General features: G+C 65.3%; 18 protein-coding genes. 11 read left to right on the top strand and 7 right to left on the bottom strand.

Going from position 1 to position 20,247, the window contains the following annotated elements; translation table 11 throughout:
* Window positions 1-4: 4 nt before the first annotated feature.
* The 3 genes from L6D77_RS08570 (at window position 5) to L6D77_RS08580 (ending at window position 2,754) form a co-directional block, all read left to right on the top strand.
* A complete protein-coding gene (locus L6D77_RS08570) occupies window positions 5-682 on the top strand; it encodes a response regulator transcription factor (protein ID WP_153787651.1) in 678 nt (225 codons plus the stop codon).
* A gap of 254 nt (window positions 683-936) precedes the next feature.
* Window positions 937-1,353, top strand: coding sequence for a Spy/CpxP family protein refolding chaperone (locus L6D77_RS08575; RefSeq protein ID WP_125465049.1), 417 nt, complete (start codon window positions 937-939; stop codon window positions 1,351-1,353).
* Window positions 1,354-1,365: 12 nt separating this feature from the next.
* Complete coding sequence (locus L6D77_RS08580; protein ID WP_232882755.1) at window positions 1,366-2,754, top strand: sensor histidine kinase; 1,389 nt, start codon at window positions 1,366-1,368, stop codon at window positions 2,752-2,754.
* 120 nt (window positions 2,755-2,874) lie between these two features.
* Here L6D77_RS08580 and L6D77_RS08585 read toward each other — a convergent pair whose 3' ends face one another.
* Window positions 2,875-3,432 carry an NAD(P)H nitroreductase gene (locus L6D77_RS08585; RefSeq protein ID WP_232882754.1) on the bottom strand — a complete coding sequence of 186 codons (558 nt, stop codon included), beginning with the start codon at window positions 3,430-3,432 and terminating at the stop codon, window positions 2,875-2,877.
* 185 nt (window positions 3,433-3,617) lie between these two features.
* Here L6D77_RS08585 and L6D77_RS08590 point away from each other — a divergent pair, with 185 nt between their 5' ends.
* On the top strand, window positions 3,618-5,072 hold the full coding sequence (locus L6D77_RS08590; protein ID WP_232882753.1) for a TrkH family potassium uptake protein: 1,455 nt from the start codon (window positions 3,618-3,620) through the stop codon (window positions 5,070-5,072).
* On the opposite strand, the gene L6D77_RS08595 is transcribed toward L6D77_RS08590, so the two are convergent.
* Complete coding sequence (locus tag L6D77_RS08595) at window positions 5,029-6,075, bottom strand: AraC family transcriptional regulator (RefSeq protein ID WP_232882752.1); 1,047 nt, start codon at window positions 6,073-6,075, stop codon at window positions 5,029-5,031. The two genes, L6D77_RS08590 and L6D77_RS08595, sit on opposite strands and share 44 nt — an antisense overlap.
* Window positions 6,076-6,228: 153 nt before the next feature.
* On the opposite strand from L6D77_RS08595, the gene L6D77_RS08600 reads away from it, so the two are divergent.
* Window positions 6,229-6,540: an Mpo1-like protein gene (locus L6D77_RS08600; RefSeq protein ID WP_232882751.1), complete on the top strand. Its 312-nt coding sequence runs from the start codon at window positions 6,229-6,231 to the stop codon at window positions 6,538-6,540.
* Between the two features lie 102 nt (window positions 6,541-6,642).
* Window positions 6,643-7,227 carry an HD domain-containing protein gene (locus tag L6D77_RS08605; RefSeq protein WP_232882750.1) on the top strand — a complete coding sequence of 195 codons (585 nt, stop codon included), beginning with the start codon at window positions 6,643-6,645 and terminating at the stop codon, window positions 7,225-7,227.
* A gap of 131 nt (window positions 7,228-7,358) precedes the next feature.
* On the opposite strand, the gene L6D77_RS08610 is transcribed toward L6D77_RS08605, so the two are convergent.
* On the bottom strand, window positions 7,359-8,165 hold the full coding sequence (locus L6D77_RS08610) for a UDP-2,3-diacylglucosamine diphosphatase (RefSeq protein WP_232882749.1): 807 nt from the start codon (window positions 8,163-8,165) through the stop codon (window positions 7,359-7,361).
* A gap of 142 nt (window positions 8,166-8,307) precedes the next feature.
* Between L6D77_RS08610 and L6D77_RS08615 the strand changes: the two genes are divergently transcribed.
* Both L6D77_RS08615 and L6D77_RS08620 read left to right on the top strand, forming a co-directional pair.
* Entirely contained in the window at window positions 8,308-9,075 is a 768-nt protein-coding gene (locus L6D77_RS08615; RefSeq protein ID WP_232882748.1) for a helix-turn-helix transcriptional regulator, read from the top strand.
* A gap of 173 nt (window positions 9,076-9,248) precedes the next feature.
* Complete coding sequence (locus tag L6D77_RS08620; protein WP_373870580.1) at window positions 9,249-10,139, top strand: DMT family transporter; 891 nt, start codon at window positions 9,249-9,251, stop codon at window positions 10,137-10,139.
* Here L6D77_RS08620 and L6D77_RS08625 read toward each other — a convergent pair whose 3' ends face one another.
* Window positions 10,140-10,421 carry an Rdx family protein gene (locus L6D77_RS08625; RefSeq protein WP_110991950.1) on the bottom strand — a complete coding sequence of 94 codons (282 nt, stop codon included), beginning with the start codon at window positions 10,419-10,421 and terminating at the stop codon, window positions 10,140-10,142.
* Between the two features lie 66 nt (window positions 10,422-10,487).
* Between L6D77_RS08625 and L6D77_RS08630 the strand changes: the two genes are divergently transcribed.
* Window positions 10,488-12,674: a patatin-like phospholipase family protein gene (locus tag L6D77_RS08630; RefSeq protein ID WP_232882747.1), complete on the top strand. Its 2,187-nt coding sequence runs from the start codon at window positions 10,488-10,490 to the stop codon at window positions 12,672-12,674.
* 101 nt (window positions 12,675-12,775) lie between these two features.
* Here the strand turns inward: L6D77_RS08630 and L6D77_RS08635 are convergent, their stop codons facing one another.
* Together L6D77_RS08635 and recQ are read right to left on the bottom strand one after the other, a co-directional pair.
* A complete protein-coding gene (locus tag L6D77_RS08635; protein ID WP_232882746.1) occupies window positions 12,776-13,213 on the bottom strand; it encodes a MarR family transcriptional regulator in 438 nt (145 codons plus the stop codon).
* Between the two features lie 138 nt (window positions 13,214-13,351).
* Window positions 13,352-15,499, bottom strand: a complete 2,148-nt coding sequence (recQ, locus tag L6D77_RS08640) for a DNA helicase RecQ (protein WP_232882745.1) — start codon at window positions 15,497-15,499, stop codon at window positions 13,352-13,354.
* A gap of 243 nt (window positions 15,500-15,742) precedes the next feature.
* Here recQ and L6D77_RS08645 point away from each other — a divergent pair, with 243 nt between their 5' ends.
* A complete protein-coding gene (locus L6D77_RS08645; RefSeq protein ID WP_232882744.1) occupies window positions 15,743-16,330 on the top strand; it encodes a YecA/YgfB family protein in 588 nt (195 codons plus the stop codon).
* An 8-nt stretch (window positions 16,331-16,338) separates the two neighbouring features.
* Window positions 16,339-16,704 (top strand): YbaN family protein, encoded by a 366-nt coding sequence (locus L6D77_RS08650; RefSeq protein WP_232882743.1) that lies wholly within the window; start codon window positions 16,339-16,341, stop codon window positions 16,702-16,704.
* Between the two features lie 232 nt (window positions 16,705-16,936).
* Here the strand turns inward: L6D77_RS08650 and L6D77_RS08655 are convergent.
* A partial coding sequence (locus tag L6D77_RS08655; RefSeq protein WP_236170035.1) for an Ig-like domain-containing protein occupies window positions 16,937-20,247 on the bottom strand: 3,311 nt, incomplete at its 5' end.

Below are 20,247 nucleotides of genomic sequence, written 5' to 3' on the forward strand. Positions count from 1 at the left end.
AGACATGAGCGAGCTGTTACTGATTGATGATGACCAGGAACTGTGCGAGCTGCTTGGCAGCTGGCTGACCCAGGAAGGGTTTGAGGTGCGCGCCTGCCACGATGGCCTGAGTGCGCGCCAGGCCCTGGCCGCCCACGCTCCGGCAGCGGTGGTACTGGACGTGATGCTGCCCGATGGCAGCGGCCTGGAACTGCTCAAGCAGCTGCGCAACGAACACGCCGACCTGCCGGTGCTGATGCTCTCGGCCCGTGGCGAGCCGCTGGACCGCATCCTTGGCCTGGAGCTCGGCGCCGACGACTACCTGGCCAAACCCTGCGATCCTCGCGAACTCACCGCCCGCCTGCGCGCCGTGCTGCGCCGCAGCCACCCCAGCGCGCCCACCTCGCAGATCGAGGTCGGCGACATGGTGTTCAGCCCGGTACGCGGCGTGGTCAGCATCGACCAGCGCGAGATGACCCTGACGCTGTCCGAGAGCCGCATCCTCGAAGCCCTGCTGCGCCAGCCCGGTGAACCGCTGGACAAGCAGGAGCTGGCGCAGATCGGCCTGGGCCGCAAGCTCACCCTCTATGACCGCAGCCTGGACATGCATGTCAGCAACCTGCGCAAGAAGATCGGCCCCCACGCCGACGGCCGCCCGCGCATCGTCGCGCTGCGTAGCCGGGGTTACTACTACAGCCTGTGAAAGCTATCGCTCCCCTGTAGGAGCGGCCTTGTGCCGCGAACGGGCTGCAGAGCAGCCCCGGCGATTTCACTGTTGATCGAAAACCTGGGGCTGCTGCGCAGCCCTTTCCGGCCGGTCCGGCGCCCCGGCAAGGCCGCTCCTACAGGGGACGACGCAACTTTACGCTGTCTTTACCCTCACCTGACCGCCCTTGACCTTGATCTCCCTAGACTGGGCTCATCCGGTAACCACCGGCCCCTGAAAGGAGAGACACCATGCGCAAGACCCTTATCGCCCTGATGTTCGCCGCCGCCCTGCCGACCGTGGCCATGGCCATGCCTGAAGGCGGCCCGCGCCACGACGGCCCGCATCATCGCGGTGACGCGCCTTTCGCCCAGCTGGACCTGAGCCGCGATCAACGCCAGCAGATCGGCAAGCTGATGGGCGAGCAGATGCAGCAGCGCCGCGACATCACCGAGCGCTACATGAACAAGCTGCCGGCCGCCGAGCAGAAGGCCATGAAGGATGAAATCAAGGCCAGCCACGACAAGACCGAAGGCCAGATCCGCGCCCTGCTCAAGCCGGACCAGCAGAAGAAGTTCGACGAACTGCAGAAGGAACGTGCAGCGCGCAAGGCCGAATGGCAGGAGTTCCAGGCCTGGAAAGCTGAAAAAGGCAGCAAGGCCCAGTAAGCTGTCCACCCCATGCCCGGCCCGCTCAGAAGCGGGCCGGGCTTTTGCCATTTCGCGGAGGTGCTCGTCTTGCGTTCACTGTTCTGGCGCATCCTGGCCAGCTTCTGGCTGGCCATCGCCCTGGTCGCCGGCCTGTCGATCCTGCTGGGCCACATGCTCAACCAGGACACCTGGATCCTCAGCCGCCACCCCGGCCTGAACACCCTGGCCAGCCGCTGGGTGCAGCATTACGAACAGGAAGGCCTGGAATCGTCGCAACGCTTCCTTGAGCGGCGCAAGCAGCGCTACAAGATCGACGTGCAGGTGCTCGACGACAGCGGCGATGCCGTGGTGCCCGGCACCTTCCCGCGCCGCGCCGCCGCCTTCGAAGCGCGCCAGCACAACGACGAACGCCGCCTGCCCTGGCGCCGCCTGACCGAGGAATACACCAGCCCCACCAGCGGCGAGACCTACCTGCTGATCTACCGCATCCCCCACCCGGAGCTGGCCGCCTGGCACCGCGAGAGCCTGATCTGGCCGCTCAGCGCGCTGGGCATCGCGCTGGTGGTGCTGACCCTGTTCAGCCTGCTGGTGACCCTGTCGATCACCCGCCCGCTGAGCCGCCTGCGCGGTGCGGTGCATGACCTGGGGCAGACCAGCTACCAGCAGAACAGCCTGGCGCGCCTGGCCGTGCGCCGCGACGAGTTCGGCGTGCTGGCCAATGACTTCAACAAGATGGGCGCGCGCCTGCAAAGCCTGATCGGCAGCCAGCGCCAGTTGCTGCGCGATGTGTCCCACGAATTGCGCTCGCCCCTGGCGCGCCTGCGCATCGCCCTGGCCCTGGCCGAACGCGCCGAGCCCGAACAGCGCCAGGCCCTGTGGCCACGGCTGACCCGCGAGTGCGACCGCCTGGAAGACCTGATCAGTGAAATTCTGGTGCTGGCCCGGGTCGACGCCGAGCAGGCGCATGCCGAGCCTGTGGACCTCAATGCCGTGCTGGGTGGCGTGCGCAAGGACGCCCAGTTGGCGGCGCCGGATCAGGAGGTGCGCCTGCAGATGCAGCCGGGGTTGACCCTGCAAGGCTGGCCGACCTTGATCGAGCGGGCGGTGGACAACCTGCTGCGCAATGCCCTGCGCTTCAACCCCCTGGGGCAACCGATCGAAATTGATGCCCAGCGTGAACAGGAGCGCATCGTGTTGAGCGTGCGTGACCATGGGCCGGGGGTGGCAGAGGAACATCTGGCGCAACTGGGCGAGCCGTTCTTCCGCGCACCGGGGCAGGAAGCGCCGGGGCATGGGCTGGGGTTGGCGATCGCGCGCAAGGCGGCGGAGCGCCATGGCGGCCGCCTGACGCTTGCGAATCATCCGCAGGGTGGGTTCGTGGCGACGCTGGAGTTGCCCTGTGAGGTCAGCGCTGGCTGACAGGTTTTAGGGCTGCTTTGCAGCCCTTTTCGCGGCACAAGGCCGCTCCTACAGAAGATCTCGGTTTCCTGTAGGAGCGGCCTTGTGCCGCGAAAAGGGCCGCAAAGCGGCCCCACTCGATCACTCGCCCCAGGCGCTGACGTACTCGGCAGTTTCCAGGATCGGCGCGGTGCGTGGCTCGGCCATTGGCGTGCCGACGTACAGGTAACCGATCAGCTCTTCGTTCTCGGCCAACCCCAGCCCCTTGTGCACATGGGCATCGAAGGCCATGTCGCCGGTGCGCCATACCGCGCCGATCCCCTGGGCATGCGCCGCGATCAGGATCCCGTGGGCCGCACAACCAGCGGCCAGGCGCTGCTCGATCTTCGGCACCTTGAAGTGATCCTGCAGCTTGGCGATCACCACGATCAGCAGCGGCGCGCGCAGCGGCATGGCGCGCGCCTTGTCCAGCGCGGCCTGGGTGGCATCGCCCTTGGCCTGTACCGCTTCGGCGAACAGCTCGCCGAGCTTCTCGCGGCCCTGCCCTTCGATGGTCAGGAAGCGCCAGGGCCGCAGCTGGCCATGGTCCGGCGCACGCAGGGCGGCCTGGAACAGCGCCTCGCGTTGGGCGGCGTTAGGCGCGGGGTCGGTCAGGCGTGGCACGGAAACACGGTTGAGCAATGCGTCGAGAGCCTCCATCGGCTTCCCTCCTGGCAAGTTGAAAGTGCCGCCATTCTCGGCGGCAAGCCGCCCAGCTGCAAGCCGCTAGCCGTAAGTGGCAAGAAAAAGCGGCCCCATGTACCGACCCCTACGCTTGCCGCTTGCAGCTTGCAGCTTGTGCCTTGAGAATGGCGCCCTTTCCGTTGCGACTCAGGGCAGATCACATGGCGTTGCCGACCTTAAGGATCATTGGTTTCATCATCGGCATCTTCCTGATCACCCTGGCGGTGAGCATGGTGGTGCCCATGGCGACCCTGGTGATCTTCGAACGCACCGGCGACATGCCGTCGTTCCTCTGGTCGAGCCTGATCACCTTCCTCGCCGGGCTCGGCCTGGTACTGCCCGGCCGCCCCGAACACGTGCACCTGCGCCCGCGCGACATGTACCTGCTGACCGTCAGCAGCTGGCTGGTGGTGTGCGTGTTCGCCGCCTTGCCGTTCCTGCTCACCCAGCACATCAGCTACACCGATGCCTTCTTCGAGAGCATGTCGGGCATTACCGCCACCGGCGCCACGGTGCTCAGCGGGCTGGACAGCATGTCACCCGGCATCCTGATGTGGCGTTCGATGCTGCACTGGCTGGGGGGCATCGGCTTCATCGGCATGGCGGTGGCGATCCTGCCGCTGCTGCGCATCGGTGGCATGCGCCTGTTCCAGACCGAGTCGTCCGACCGTTCGGAAAAGGTCATGCCGCGCTCGCACATGGTCGCCAAGTCGATCGTCGGGGTGTACGTCGGCATCACCATATTCGGCAGCCTGGCGTTCTGGTGGGCGGGCATGGGCCTGTTCGATGCGATCAACCATGCCATGTCGGCGATTTCCACCGGCGGGTTCTCCACCTCCGACCAGTCCCTGGCCAAGTGGGACATCCCGGCCGTGCACTGGGTCGCGGTGGTGGTGATGATCCTCGGCAGCGTGCCGTTCACCCTGTACGTGGCCACCCTGCGCGGCCACCGCAAGGCGCTGATCAAGGACCAGCAGGTCCAGGGCCTGCTCGGCATGCTGGTGGCTACCTGGCTGGTGCTGGGCACCTGGTACTGGGCCACCACCGACCTGCACTGGCTCGACGCCCTGCGCCACGTGGCACTGAACGTCACCTCGGTGGTCACCACCACCGGTTTCGCCCTGGGCGACTACAGCCTGTGGGGCAACTTCTCGCTGATGCTGTTCTTCTACCTGGGCTTCGTCGGCGGGTGTTCGGGCTCGACCGCCGGTGGCATCAAGATCTTCCGTTTCCAGGTGGCCTACATCCTGCTCAAGGCCAACCTCAACCAGCTGATCCACCCACGCGCGGTGATCAAGCAGAAGTACAACGGCCACCGTCTCGACGAAGAGATCGTGCGTTCGATCCTGACCTTCTCGTTCTTCTTCGCCATCACCATCTGCATCATCGCCCTGCTGCTGTCGCTGCTGGGTGTCGACTGGATGACCGCACTGACCGGTGCCGCGGGCACCGTCTCGGGGGTTGGCCCAGGCCTGGGCGAGGTGATCGGCCCGGCCGGCAACTATGCCACGTTGCCGGATGCCGCCAAATGGATCCTGGCCGGCGGCATGCTGCTGGGCCGGCTGGAGATCATCACGGTGCTGGTGTTGTGCATGCCAGCGTTCTGGCGTCACTGACGGTCATGCGCGCGCGGTATTCGCTGGGGGTGGCATCGAACCAACGGCGAAACGCCCGATAGAAGTTGCTCGGATCGGCAAAGCCCAACAGGTAGGCGGTTTCCAGCAAGGTGGTACCCGGCTGGGCGAGGTACTGCTCGGCCAGTTCCCGGCGGGTGTCGTCGAGCAGAGTCTGGAAGCTGGTGCCCTCGTCCTGCAGGCGCCGCTGCAGGGTGCGCTGCGACAGGTGCAGGGCCTGGGCCACGGTGTCGCGCTTGGGCTCGCCTTGCGGCAGGATGCGGCACAGCACCTGGCGCACCCGGTGGGTGACCCGGCTTTCCGAGAAGCGCGCCAGGTACTCGCCGGCAAAACGGTCATGCAGTATGGCCATGGCTTCGTTGGCGGTGGGCAGTGGCGCCTCCATGTCGGCGCGCTCGAACACCAGCGCGTCATGGGCCGCACCGAATACCAGTGGCGCGTGGAACGCCACCTTGTACGGCTCGATATTCTTCGGCTGCGGGCCCTGGATCAACACCCGGCGCGGCTGGATCGGCCGCCCGCTGAGCCAGGTAGACAGGGCCAGGGCGCACGCCAGCGAGGCTTCCGCGCTATGCCGCGTGGGCGGTAAATGATCGCCATGCACGGTCAAGATCAGCGAATAACCTTCCGGCCCGAGGCGAAAGCTCAGGTCCGAGCTTTCGGCAATGATCCGCTGGTAACGCACCAGGCGCTCGAAACCTTCGGCCAGGGTGCGGCTGGACATCAGCGCATAACCGACCACATGGAACGAAGCCGGGCGCACCACCCGGGCCATGTTCAGGCCAATGGCTTCATTGCCGGACAGCTCGACCGCCAGCTGCCACAGCCGGGTCATGGCGTCCTGGGGGAAACGTGCATCGGGGTCTTCGAGGGACGCGAAATCCAGTCCCAGTTGCCTGAACATGGCCGGGCAGTCGAGCCCCTCGAGCTCAAGCGCCTTGACGATCCCTGATGCCCAGCTGGCTGAAGTGGTTCTCTCACTCATGACAGGCTTCTTGTGCTGACCGCTCCTGCGGTGAATCGAAAGGATACTCAATTGGCGCCAATTGTCACTGGCCCGCGCATCACGTGACTCTAGACTCGATTCAGGCTCCACGCCGTGTATCCTGTCATCAACAGCAGCTCCGGGAGCACAGCCATGACCAGCACAGCGCAGTTCCGCAGTTTTGCCGAGTTCTATCCCTATTACCTGGGGGAGCACAGTAACCCTACCTGCCGTCGCCTGCACTTCGTCGGCACCAGCCTGGTGATCGCCCTGCTCGCCTATACCGTCGCCAGCGGCAAGTGGTTGCTGCTGCTCGCCGTGCCCCTTGCCGGCTATGGCTTCGCCTGGGCCGGCCACTTCTTCTTCGAAAAGAACCGCCCGGCCACCTTCACCCACCCCTGGTACAGCCTGATCGGCGACTTCGCCATGTTCCGTGACATCCTGCTGGGCCGCCTCAGCCTCTGATAACGGCCCGCAAGGCCAGGATAGCGTCCCGACTGGCCACTGCCAGGGCTGCGGGCATGCCCAACACTGACGGCATGTCCCCGCCCGGAGCAGCCCAAGGCAATGAACCAGCAAGCCAGCTTCAACCATATGCGCGATGGCACCGCCCAGGACTGGGCGATCATCGCCGATGACTTCCGCGCCTATGCCCGCCAACTGCCGCGCCGCATCCTGGCGCACCTGCGCCTGCTCGACGGTGACTTCGGCGGCTTCCCCATCGACCGCCTCAGCCATTCGCTGCAAACCGCCAGCCGTGCCTGGCGTGACGGCCGCGACGAGGAGTATGTGGTCTGCGCGCTGCTGCATGACATCGGCGACACCCTGGGCAGCTACAACCACCCGGACATTGCCGCGGCGATCCTCAAGCCCTTCGTCAGCCCAGAGAACTTGTGGATGGTGGAGAAGCACGGGATCTTCCAGGGCTACTACTTCTTCCACCACCTGGGCATGGACCGCCACCTGCGCGACCAATTCAGCGCACACCCGCAGTACCAGCGGACCATCGATTTCTGTGCCCGCTACGATGCCGCCGCGTTCGACCCCGACTATGAAAGCCTGCCGCTGTCGTTTTTCGAGCCGATGCTCGAGCGGGTGTTCGCCCAGCCGAGGCAATCGCTCTACAAAGCGGCATTGCAAGAATCGGCCTGAGCGACCGCCCCATACGCTTCCTGTAGGAGCGGCCTTGTGCCGCAAAAGGGCTGCACAGCAGCCCCGGGTGCTCGATCCGCCGCAAAATTGCTGGGGCTGCGCTGCAGCCCTTTCGCGGCACAAGGCCGCTCCTACACAAGCGCCGCCAGGCGTCGCTCCATCTCCTGCGCCTGGGCATCGGCGAAGCGGTACAGCTCGATCTGCCCGTCCCAGTGCTCGATCAGCGCCGTGCACGATTCCACCCAGTCGCCGCAGTTGAGGTATTCCACCTCGCCAACCTTGCGGATTTCGGCATGGTGTATATGCCCGCACACCACACCCTGGAAACCGCGCCGAGTGCACTCGTGGGCAATCGCATCCTCGAAATCGCTGATGAAGCTCACCGCCCCCTTGACCTTGTGCTTGAGGTAGGCGGACAGCGACCAGTAGCCATAGCCATAGCGGGCGCGCCAGTGGTTGAGCCAGCGGTTGAGCACCAGGGTGAACTCGTAGGCGCGGTCGCCGAGGAACGCCAGCCAGCGGTGATAACGGGTGATTACGTCGAACTGGTCGCCGTGGATCACCAGCAGGCGCCGGCCATCGGCGGTGAGGTGCTCGGCTTCGTCCACCAGCTGGATGTTGCCGAGCATCAGTTTGGAATAGCGGCGCAGGAACTCGTCATGGTTGCCGGTGACGTAGATGACCTCGGTGCCGCGTTTGCTCATGGTCAGCAGGCGGCGAATCACGTTGGTGTGCGCCTGGGGCCAGTAGATGCCACTGCGCAGCTTCCAGCCATCGATGATGTCGCCGACCAGGTAGATGCGGTCGGCCTGATACCCCTTGAGAAAGTGCGACAGGTGTTCGGCCTGGCAATCCCGGGTGCCCAGGTGCACGTCGGAGATCCACAGGGTCCGTACACGCTGCTTGCGCGACGGGCGGACGGTTTCGGCATGGGTCATGGGCAGGCTCCGGCACTGTTTGCTGGAGACTGGCAGGCGCAGGTGACAGGTTGGTGGCAGGCCGATGACGACTGATCGCGCCTGGCCGGCGGACAGCCCGGTGCAGGGTGTACACTCTTGCCCTGCCCCATGAGGACCCACCATGACCACCGGCCCGCTGCTCTCACTGCGCCACTACCGGGACGAGTTGATCGCCCACAGCCACGAGCACCCGCAACTGGTGTTCGGCCTGCGCGGGCGGCTGGACTTCGAGGTGCAGGGCCAGGGTGCGCGGGTCGATCGCCAGGCCTTGATGGTGGTGCCTGCCGGCGCCCACCATACCTGCGGCAGCACCGCCGGCAGCCATTGCCTGGTGCTGGATGTGCCGGGCGAACATTGGCTCGGCGAGCAGCTGGGAGCACATGCCGATGCCAGCCGCCGCCTGCTCGACCGCCCCGGCGCGCTGGGCCTGGACAACCGCCAACAGCAGTTGGTGGACTGGCTGGCAACCAGCCCGGTGGACGACCCACTGATCGCCCGCCAGGGTGCCGTGCTGCTGCTGGCCAGCCTCAACCCGCAGACGGCCGCGCCGATAGCTGCCAGCAGCCGCCTGCCCTACGCAGCCTTCGACGCCCATATCGAACAGCATGCCGCCTACCCGCTACAGGTTGCCGACCTGGCGCGGCTGGCCGGGCTGTCCAGCGCCCGCCTGCATGCGCGCTTCACTGCCGAATGCGGCATGACACCGATGGACTACATTCGCCAGCGACGGCTGGTCATGGCCCGGCGGCTGCTGTGTGAGTCCCTGCTGCCAGTGGGCGAGATTGCCGCGCGGGTGGGATACGAGTCCCAGAGTGCCTTCAGCGCCGCAGTGATGCGGGCATTTGGCTGCACACCGTCGGCGTTGCGGCGAGAGCCTGGCGATAACTGACGCGAGGTTGGCGACAGACACCGGTATGTCGCGCCTTTACACTCACCGCCAAGACTTTCGCTGCCTGTTCCGGCCTCTTCGCGGGCAAGCCCGCTCCCACAATGAGTGACCTGTGGGAGCAGGCTTGCCCGCGAAGAGGCCGGAGCAGCTCAGCCCGAACTCAAGGGACCACCATGAACCACCGCACCGCCCTCGGCGCCCTGCACATCGGCGCGCTGTTCTTCGGCCTGACCGGCGTGTTCGGCAAGCTGGCCGCCAGCGCCAGCCCGTCGATCATCGTCTTCGGCCGCGCCGCCTTCGCCGTGCTCGCCCTGGGCCTCTTCGCCAGCCTGGCACGCCAGGCCTGGCAGCCGCTGGGCGGGCGCGACCTGCGCCGCCTGCTGTTGGGCGGCGTATTGCTGGCAGGGCATTGGGTGAGCTTCTTCGTCGCGGTCAAGGTCGCGGGCGTAGCCATTGCCACCCTGGGCTTTGCCAGCTTCCCGGCCTTCACGGTCATCCTTGAAGGCCTGTTGTTCCGTGAGCGTATCCGGCGCAACGAGGCTGTGCTGGTGGTGCTGGTGAGCATCGGCCTGGTGCTGGTCACCCCGGATTTCGACCTGGCCAGCGAGGCCACCGGCGGGCTGCTCTGGGCGCTGCTTTCGGGGTTGCTGTTCTCGCTGCTGTCACTGACCAACCGCGCAGGTTCCGGGCGCCTGCCGGCGGTGCAGGCGGCGCTGTGGCAGAACCTGGTGGTAAGCCTGTGCCTGCTGCCGTTTGCCGCCCCAGGGCTGACCAGCGTGGCGCCCATGGACTGGCTGTGGATCGCCCTGCTGGGGGTGTTCTGCACCGGCGTCGCCCACAGCCTGTTCGTCGCCAGCCTGGCCGTGATCAAGGCGCGCACTGCGGCGGTGGTGTTCGGCATGGAGCCGGTCTACGGCATCGCCGTGGCCTGGGTGGTATTCGCCGAAACCCCCACCCTGCGCATGCTGGCCGGCGGCGCGCTGATCATCTTCGCCATCGTGCTGTCCAGCCGCATGGCCGCCGAACAGCCGGTGAAACAACGCGCGGTGGTGGAGAGCGCCTGATCAGCGATCGTTGTGGCCCAGGTCGCGCTCAGGGTCGATCAGGTCGCGCAGCCGCTGTTTGAGCACCTTGGCTTCGGGGAAGCCGCCATCGGCCTTGCGCTCCCACAGCTGCACGCCGTCGCACGTGATGCGGAACACGCCACCGGTGCCCGGTGCCAACGCCACCTGGCCAAGCTCGTCGGCGAAGGTGCTGAGCAGCTCCTGGGCCAGCCAGGCGGCGCGCAGCAGCCATTGGCACTGGGTGCAGTAGGTAATGACGATCTGCGGTTTGCTGTCGGCCATGTCGGGCATCTCCAGAGGAAGGGCCGCTTATACTAGCGGTCTTTACCGCCGCTTTTGAGACTCACGATGCGCCGCCTGCTGTTATGCCTTTTGCTGACGCTCACTTCCCTCACCCTGTTCGCCGCCGAGGCTGCACGGCCGAAAGTCGGCCTGGTGTTGTCGGGCGGCGCCGCCCGCGGCCTGGCGCACATCGGCGTACTCAAGGCCCTGGAGGAACAGGGCGTGCGCATCGACGCCATCGCCGGCACCAGCATGGGCGCGGTGGTTGGCGGGCTGTATGCCTCGGGCTACAGCGTCGAGGAGCTGGAAAAACTGGCGACCACGCTGGACTGGCAGCAGGCGCTGTCCGATGCCCCGCCACGCGAGGACATCCCGTTCCGCCGCAAGCAGGATGACCGCGACTTCCTGGTCAAGCAGAAGCTGAGCTTTCGCGACGATGGCAGCCTGGGCCTGCCGCTGGGGGTGATCCAGGGCCAGAACCTGTCGCTGCTGCTGGAGAGCAAGCTGGCGCACACTGCCGACATCCGCGACTTCGACAAGCTGCCGATCCCCTTCCGCGCCGTGGCCACCGACATCACCACGGGTGAAAAAGTGGTGTTCCGCCGTGGCCACCTGCCCCAGGTAGTCCGCGCCAGCATGTCGATCCCGGCGGTGTTCGCGCCGGTGGAACTGGATGGCCGGCTGCTGGTGGACGGCGGCATGACCGACAACATCCCGCTGGACGTGGTGCGCGAGATGGGCGTGGACATCGCCATCGTGGTCGACATCGGCACCCCACTGCGCAACCGCAAGCAGCTGGCCACGGTGGTGGACGTGCTCAACCAGTCGATCACCCTGATGACCCGGCGCAACTCCGAGGAACAATTGGCCAGCCTGGCCCGCGACGACATTCTCGTGCAGCCACCGCTGGCCAGCTTCGGCGTCACCGACTTCGGCCGCGCCCGCGACATGATCGACGCCGGCTACCGCGCCACCCGCGCCCTTGACCCGCGCCTGGCGGCGCTACGCCAGGCCGACGGTGACGCCAGCCTGGCGGTGGCCCGCTCGCCCGGCCAGCGCACCCCGGTGATCACCGCGATCAAGGTGGAGAACGACTCCAAGGTCAGCGATGACGTGATCCGTTACTACATCCGCCAGCCGATCGGCGAGCCGCTGCAACTCGACCGGCTGCAGACCGACATGGGCACCTTGTACGGCCTGGACTATTTCGACCAGGTGCAATACCGCGTGGTGCACAAGGGCGATGCCAACACCCTGGTGATCAAGGCCCGCGGCCGGCGCGGCGGTACCGACTACCTGCGCCTGGGCCTGAACCTGTCCGATGACCTGCGCGGCGACAGCGCCTTCAACCTGGGCGCCAGCTACCGGGTCAACGGCATCAACCGCCTGGGCGCCGAGTGGCTCACCCGCGCCCAGATCGGCGACCAGCAGGAGCTGTATAGCGAGTTCTACCAGCCGCTGGACGTTGGCTCGCGCTACTTCATCGCCCCCTACCTGGACCTCGGTTCACAGAACGTCGAGGCCACGCTGGACAACGACCCGGTGGCCGAATACCGCCTGGAGCGCTACGGCTTTGGCCTGAACGTCGGGCGGCAGATCAGCACCTACGGCGAAGTACGCCTGGGCGTGGGCAAGGCCTGGGGCCAGGCCGAGGTGCGCATCGGCGACCAGAGCCTGCCCAAGGTCAGCTTCAACGAGGGTTTCTACGAGCTCAAGTACTCGTACGATACCTTCGACAATGTCTACTTCCCCCACAGCGGCGAAGAAATCGGCCTGACCGCGCGCAAGTACGACCAGTCACTGGATTCTGACCAGAACTACCGGCAGTGGTTGTTCAACCTGGACAAGGCCTTCAGCAGCGGGCCGAACACCCTGGTGCTGGGTGGGCGCTACGGGCGCACGCTGGATGATGCCGAAGTGGTGACCTCGAGCTTCGTGTTCGGTGGCGCCCGGCAGTTGTCGGGCTTTCGCCAGGATTCGATTTCCGGGCAGAACATGAGCCTGCTGCGCATGGTCTATTACCGCCGCCTGACACCGCGCGCCTACCTGCCACTGGACTTCCCGCTGTACGTGGGCGGGTCGCTGGAGCGCGGGCGGGCGTGGAACAACGACAATGAATTCGACAGTGGCTACATCAATGCCGCGAGTATCTTCCTCGGGCTGGAGACGCCGTTGGGCCCACTCAACCTGAGCTATGGGGCCAACGATGCGAATGAGCAGGCGGTGTACCTGAACCTGGGGCACACCTTCTAAGCTGCAAGCGGCAAGTGTGAAGCTGCAAGAAAAAAGCGGATCGCGTCAGTACGCAGATCCGCTTCTACTTGTGGCTTACCGCTTGACGCTTGCCGCTGCCGTCAAGATTTCTCGAGGTTGCCGAGAATCTTCGCATGCACCCGCATGCACACTTCCAGGTCGGCTTCGTCGACGCCGCTGAACAGCTCGACGCGCAAGGCATTGGCGATGGTCTCGATCTGCTCGATCAGGGGTTTGGCCGGTGGGCACAGCACGATCTTCTTCGCCCGACGATCTTCCACTACCGCCTGACGCCGCACCAGGCCCTGGCTTTCCAGGCTGTCGAGCAGGCGGGCCAGGGTCGGGCCTTCGACCCCGACGCTCTGGGCCAGCTCACGCTGGGTTGGCGCCTCGTCGAAACGCGCCAGGTGCAACAGCACCAACCAGCGCGCCTGGGAAAGATTGAGCCCGGCGAGGCGGCGGTCCAATTCGGCACGCCAGCCCCGGGACATCTGGGCCAGCTGCATGCCGAAGCGGTGTTGGTTGTCGGTCAGGGGCATAAGCAACTCAATGAATAGAACTAATTATTAGTCAGCTAACCATGCCCCAGCCCATGAGGCAAGGTTCAGCACCTGGGAAACAGCCGATAATCCTGCAATCGCCTGACAAAGGTCAGCGAATGGCACAAATGCCGGCAATCACAGCCCGAACTCCGACGCCAGCGCTGCCCGCACGCAATACAGCACACCTTCGGGAACGCGCGGGCCGAACAACGGCGCGACAGCCGAGACCGGCGGCAGCTCGCCCTCGCCATCGAGGAAGGCATCCTGCACCTCCATCATCAGCTCTTCGGGCAGGTCGAGCGCCTGCTCAAGGCTCAGTTCCTGGCGGCCGATGGCTTCTGCCAACAGGCTGTAGACGTTCTTCTCGCTGCAGTTGAGCTGGCCGGCGATCTGCGCCGGGGTCATGCCCGCGCGGGCCAGGCTGACCAGTTCGTGGCGCAGGTCGAGCACCACTTTCGATGCCTCGTCGGTGCCACCGGCGCCATTGAGCACTTCGAGGAAGGCCTGGCCGTAGCGCTCCAGTTTGCGTGCGCCGACGCCGCTGACCTGGGCCATGTCGCTGAGGCTGGTGGGCATGCTGCGCAGCATTTCCAACAGCGTCGAGTCGGGGAAGATGACGTAGGGCGGCACGCTGTGTTCTTCGGCCAGCTTGCGCCGCAGGGTACGCAGCGCTTCCCAGAGTTCGCGCTCCTCGGCCCTCACCAGCTGGCTGGCCGGGCTGCCGCCGCTGCTGCCGGACGACTTGGCCACGGTCTGCGGCTTGAGGTCGCGGCGCAGTTGCAGGTTCACCTCGCCACGCAGCAGCGGCCGGCAGCTGTCGGACAGGCGCAGGCCGCCATAGCCTTCGAGGTCGATGTCCACCAGGCCGCGTGCCACCAGCTGGCGGAACAACGAGCGCCATTCGGCCTCGGCCAGCGCCTTGCCGACGCCGTAAACCGAGAGCTTCTCGTGGCCGAAGTTGCGCACCTTTTCGTTGTCCTTGCCCAGCAGCACGTCGACCAGATGGCCGACGCCGTAACGCTGGCCGGTACGGAACACCGCCGACAGTGCTTGCCGGGCAGGCTCGGTGGCGTCCCAGGTCTGGATCTGGTCGACACAGTTGTCGCAGTGGCCACAGGGCTGCTCCAGCACTTCGTCGAAGTAGGCCAGCAGCGACTGGCGGCGGCAGCGGGTCTCTTCGCACAGCGCCAGCATGGCGTCGAGCTTGTGCTGCTCGATGCGCTTGTGGCGCTCGTCGCCTTCGGAGTTCTGCAGCATCTGCTTGAGCATCACCATGTCCTGCAGGCCGTAGGCCATCCAGGCGTCCGACGGCAGGCCATCACGGCCGGCGCGGCCGGTTTCCTGGTAGTAGGCCTCGAGCGACTTGGGCAGGTCGAGGTGGGCGACGAAGCGCACGTTGGGCTTGTCGATGCCCATGCCGAAGGCAATGGTGGCGACCATGATCAGCCCTTCCTCGTTGAGGAAGCGGTGCTGGTTGGCGGCGCGGGTTTCCGCTGCCAGCCCTGCGTGATAGGGCAACGCCGGGAAGCCCTGCTCGCAGAGGAAGGCCGCGGTTTCGTCGACTTTCTTGCGTGACAGACAGTAGACGATGCCGGCGTTGCCACGGCGCTCGGCGAGGAAGGCCATCAGCTGCTTGCGCGGCGCCTCCTTGGGCACGATGCGGTAGAAGATGTTCGGCCGGTCGAAGCTCGACAGGAAGCGCTCGGCGCCCTGCAGGTGCAGGCGCTGGACGATTTCCTCGCGGGTGCGCATGTCGGCGGTGGCGGTGAGGGCGATGCGCGGCACATGGGGGAACAGCTCGGCGAGCTGGCCCAGTTGCAGGTATTCGGGGCGGAAGTCGTGGCCCCATTGCGATACGCAGTGGGCTTCATCGATGGCGAACAGCGAAATGTCGAGGTCGCGCAAAAAGTCCAGCATGCGCGGCTGCACCAGGCGCTCGGGGGCCAGGTACAGCATCTTCACCTCGCCACGGCGCAGGCGCCCGGCCAGTTCGCGCTGCTGCTCGGCACTGAGCGATGAGTTGAGCGCTGCGGCCGCCACCCCCAGCTCGTCGAGCGTGGCGACCTGGTCGGCCATCAACGCGATCAGTGGCGAGACCACTACCGTCAGGCCCGGGCGCAGCAGCCCCGGCACCTGGAAGCACAGCGACTTGCCGCCGCCGGTGGGCATCAGCACCAGGGCGTCGCCGCCGTTGGCCACGCATTCGATGATCGCGGCCTGGCGCCCACGGAAACTGTCGTAACCGAAGACATCCTTGAGGACGCGCTGAGCCTGTTCGAGCATTTGCCACTCCAAAATCGCCGTACCATCCCGGACACAGGCTGGACAATAAATCCGCCGGGCACCGTACAAATGCGTAAGCGTTTTTTGCCGGATCGCCGCACAGGCCACCCAACATGAAAAGTGGCGGAGTATACCCGACTGGCTCGGCCCACGGCAGGCTGCGGTGACAGACGTTCCCTTTGCCCCGTGAACGCCGCAAGGTGCTAGAATTCGTTATCGTTTATTCCCCAAGGTAGCCCTGTAATGTCCTTCGCCGAGCAACTGACCCGCCTGCAAGCCTTCCTCGATGCCGATGAGCTGCACGAAGAAGCGCTGGACTACGTCGCCGCACACGGCTACCTGACCGCACTGTCGATCTGCTCGGAAGAGGTACCCGAGCGCGAATGGATCGACGCGCTGTTCGCTGAAGAGCCCCACTACACCAGCGACGCGCAGCGCACCGAAATCGAAGCCACGCTGGTCGCCCTCAAGGCCCATATCGCTCGCCAGCTGGCCAGCGAAGAGGAATTCGACCTGCCCTGCGAGCTGGACCTGACCGACGAGCCGGACGACTCCGACCTGCGCGGCTGGTGCATCGGTTTCATGGAGGGCGTGTTCCTGCGTGAAGAGGCCTGGTTCGACAACTCCGAGGATGAAGTCAGCGAAATGCTCCTGCCGATCATGGTCGGCTCGGGCTTGTTCGACGAGCAGCCGGAGTTCGCCGACATCGCCAGCAATGCCAACCTGCAGGACGACATGATCGTGCAGATCCCCGAAGCGCTGAGCGCGCTGTTCCTGCTGCAGCACGCACCGGACGAAAAACCTGCCGTACTCAAACCGCGCCGCCACTGATCAAGGTGGTGCGCTACCTGCTGCTGGCCGTCGGCTGGCTCAGCGTCGCGCTGGGGGTGGTGGGGATCTTCCTGCCGGTGCTGCCCACCACCCCTTTCCTGCTGCTGGCGGCGGCTTGTTTTGCCCGTAGCTCGCCGCGCTTCCACCATTGGTTGGTGAACCACCCGAAACTCGGGCCGTGGATCCGTGACTACCTCAGCGGCGAAGGCATCCCGCTCAAAGGCAAGGTGTATGCGATAGGCCTGATGTGGGCGAGCATCGGCCTGTCGTGCTACCTGGTGCCGCTGTTCTGGGCGCGGGCGTTCATGTTGACCAGCGCGGTGCTGGTCAGTGCCTGGATTCTCAAGCAGAAGACTTTGCGCAGGCCTGGTTGAACAAGACTGTCTCAAGCCAGAGCACAGCAACGATGATCGCCTCAAGGTTGGCGTGATCCATGTGGGAGCAACTGTCTTCAATTGCCTGTGCTGGCCTCATCGCTGGCAAGTCGCAGCGGCGAACCGCAGCTCCCCCAGGCACAGCGCACGCCTTGAGGATGCCGCTCCCACAAGGTGTACGCGTTCCCTGTGGGAGCCGGCTTGCCGGCGATGACGGTTATCCCGTCACGCCTCACACCGTATCCACCTTCAACGAATGGTCATTGAGCATCCCGTTGATGATGGTCGCCGTGTCATGCCCGGCCGCGATCACCCCACCGGCACCCGCCGTCACTCCATAATGCTGGGCCAGGTCGACCCCGGCCAGCTCGATGGTCTGGGTCGGCGCCGCTCCAGCAACGCTGCTCACCTCGATGGTCGACACCACATTGCTGCCCGTGCCGCTGACCTTGAAGTGCAGGTAGTCATCCAGCGAGGCACTGCTGGCGTTCTCGCCCTGCAGCAACTGCGACAGATCGAGGCGATCGGCGCCCGGAGTGAAATCGGTCACGGTGTCATGCCCGGTGTCGCCCTTCTGCCAGACGAAGGTGTCATTGCCGCTGCCGCCGGTCAGGGTGTCATCACCCGGGCCGCCAATGAGCGTGTCGTTGCCGCCGCCGCCCTTGAGCACATCATTGCCAGCGCCACCGTTGAGCACGTTGTCGCCGCCATTGCCGATCAAGGTGTCGTCGTAATCGGAGCCGATCAGGTTCTCTATGCTGGTCAGGGTATCCACGCCGGCACCGCCTGTGTTCTGCGCACCGACATTGCCCAGATCGACCACCACCCCGGCAGCGGCCTTGGCAAAACTGACCGTGTCGATGCCCTGCCCGCCGTCGAGCAGGTCATTGCCGGGCCCTGCGATCAGCAAGTCATTGCCGTCACCGCCATACAGGCTGTCATTGCCGGCCCCGGCCACCAGCACGTCATTTCCCGCCCCACCGTTTAGCGTATTGTCGCCAGCCCCGGCGAGCAGCACATCGTCCCCCCCCGTGCCCTCAAGGACATGACCTGCCTGGTAGGTGATATCCACGTTGCCGGTCGCCGTGCCGCCATGGTTGTCGCTGACACTGTAGGTGTCATGAACCACGTCGTTACTGGCGTTGCTGTAGTCCACCAGCAGGCTCAGCTTGTAGTTCTCGGCGGCCTTGCTGCTACCCAGGGCGTTCTCGGTGTTGACCAGATGGATGCTGTACACCCCGTCATGGCTGGCCGTGAAACTATGGCCATCGGCAATCGGCTGGTAACTGCCCGTGGCGTCCTTCCACTCCATCTGCAGATTGCCGGCCGGGCGGTCATGGTCAAGGGTGAGGGTCTCGCCCTTGCGCAAGGTGACGGTAAAGGTGTCCTCGTCGTTGGCGTTGCTGTTGCTGATCAACCCAAGGTAGCCCGCCACCACCAGTGCCGCAGTCATGCTGCCCGACTGGCTGGTGAACTCGTTGCGCGCCAGGTTGCGGAACTGGTTCTCGGTACGGTCCTTGGTACCGTCCATGTAAAGCGTCTGCGCTTGAACGCCCGGGGTGAAACCTGCGCCCTTGTCGGCAAAGCCTGTGTCGAAGGTGATGGGCGCCGCGCTCAGCCGATCGTGGTCGGCATCGCTGTCGTTGGCCAGCAGCGCTTCGGCCGGCAGGCTGATGCTGGTACCGCTGATATTGGTGATGATGTGGTCCGCACCGGCAATTGGTGCGTGATTGGCATTGATGTTCACCGTCAGGGTGGCAGTGCTGGTATCACCGTCGTTGTCGCTGGCAGTGAAGGTAAATTTCTCCACCTGCCCGCCATTGTCCTTGGGTGGTGTGTAGGTGAATTCACCGTTGTCCATGTTCACCAGCAGGGTGCCGCCCAGGCTGGTCTTGACGCTGAGGCTGTTGCTGACGGTATCGAACGACGCCTTGTCCGCCCCGCCACTGACCGTGTAGCCGCCTTGCCCACCGTTGGCTTTCGGGTCGTAGCCATAGGTGGTGCCGTCCACCAGCAGGGCCTTGATGAAGCCACCATCGGCACCAAAGTCGCCGCCACTCATCAGGCTGCCGGTGATCGGAGCCCCCTGCACCGTGCCCGAGAGCACCGCGCCGAGCTGGTTGAGGTCGGTCACCACCACCGACTGGGTATCGACATGGCTGCTGCCATCGTAGGCCAGCGGATCGAGATTGCCCTCGTTGACGCCATTGCCCAGGCCGACGGCGTACGACTTGATGCCGTTCTGGTCAAGGAAATTTTCCCAACTGGTTTCACGCACGGATGTCATGCCGTGGCCCGAGCTTGGCTCACCGTCGGAGAAGAAGTAACTGACATTCTGGGCACCGTCGAGCTTGCCGCTGGTGACAAACGCCTGCTGGGCCTTGGTGGCCGCCGAGTCGTAGTAGGTCGCGCCATCGGCGTGGAGCCCGGCAATCAGGTTCTTGGCCTCGCCGATCGACACCCACACCGGCGCTTGCTGAGTGGCCCCGCTGGAGAAGGTGACGATCTGCACCTTGATGTCGCCCATCGCGTCGTACTTGTCCAACAGCGTATTGATCGCCTGCTTGGCCAGGTCCAGCCGGCTCAGGCCATTCACACCGGAGTCCCAGGCCATGCTGCCGGAGACATCGATGACCAGCAGGATGTTGGAATCTACCTGGCCTGGGGTGATGCTGCGTACCGCGCACTCGGCCTTGGGCACGTCGTCGACGATGTTGATGGCAATGGTGCTGGTGACACTGTTGCCTTGGGCGTCGGTGGCCTTGTAGGTGAAATGCTCCACCACCGTATTGGCGCCATCGTTGGCGCCACCCGGGGTTTTCGGCGCAGAGGTCAGGGTGTAGGTGTAGGAGCCGTCAGCCTTGAGCAGCAACTGTCCGTACTGCCCTGTCGCATTGCTCTGCAGGCTGTAGGTCAAGGCGCCGAAGCCGCCGGTGACCGACCCGACCAGGCTGCCCGACGCGGTCTCGCCAGTCGACCCTGGGTCACTGCCCACGACGCTGCCGGCCGCCAGGTCATTGCCATCCTTGTGCAGGTCCAAGGCCTTTTCGTACACGGTGACGTCGTTGTCCTCGGACGCCATCAGCTTGCTGTCCTGCACACTGATGCGGATGGTGGTGGTGCTTTCGTCGCCGTCGGCGTCGCGGATGGTGTAGACGAAACTGTCGGCCGCCCAGGGCGGCAACACGCTGTTGGTGTTGGCGTGGTAGGTGGCATTGCCCTGGGCATCCAGGGTCAGGTAGCCGTACAGGCCGTCGATCTGGTCGCCCACATGGCCGCTGGCCGGGGTTGATGTGTCATGGCCGGCACGCACGCCCACCACATACTGGCCGTCGCCACGCACATCGGCGCCGATCACATCGTTGGCCAGCACATTACCGGCAACGTTGCCGCCCTGGCTGACATCGGCGAAGTCACAGTGGGCCTTGGGCACATCGTCGACGATGCTGATCACGATGGTGCTGGTGGTGGAGTTGCCCAGCGAATCCTTCACCTGGTAGGTGAAGCTCTCGGTGATCACGTTCGGGCCGTCGTTGACGTGAT

Source organism: Pseudomonas parasichuanensis (assembly GCF_021601385.1).
In the GTDB taxonomy this organism is placed as follows: Bacteria; Pseudomonadota; Gammaproteobacteria; order Pseudomonadales; family Pseudomonadaceae; genus Aquipseudomonas; species Aquipseudomonas parasichuanensis.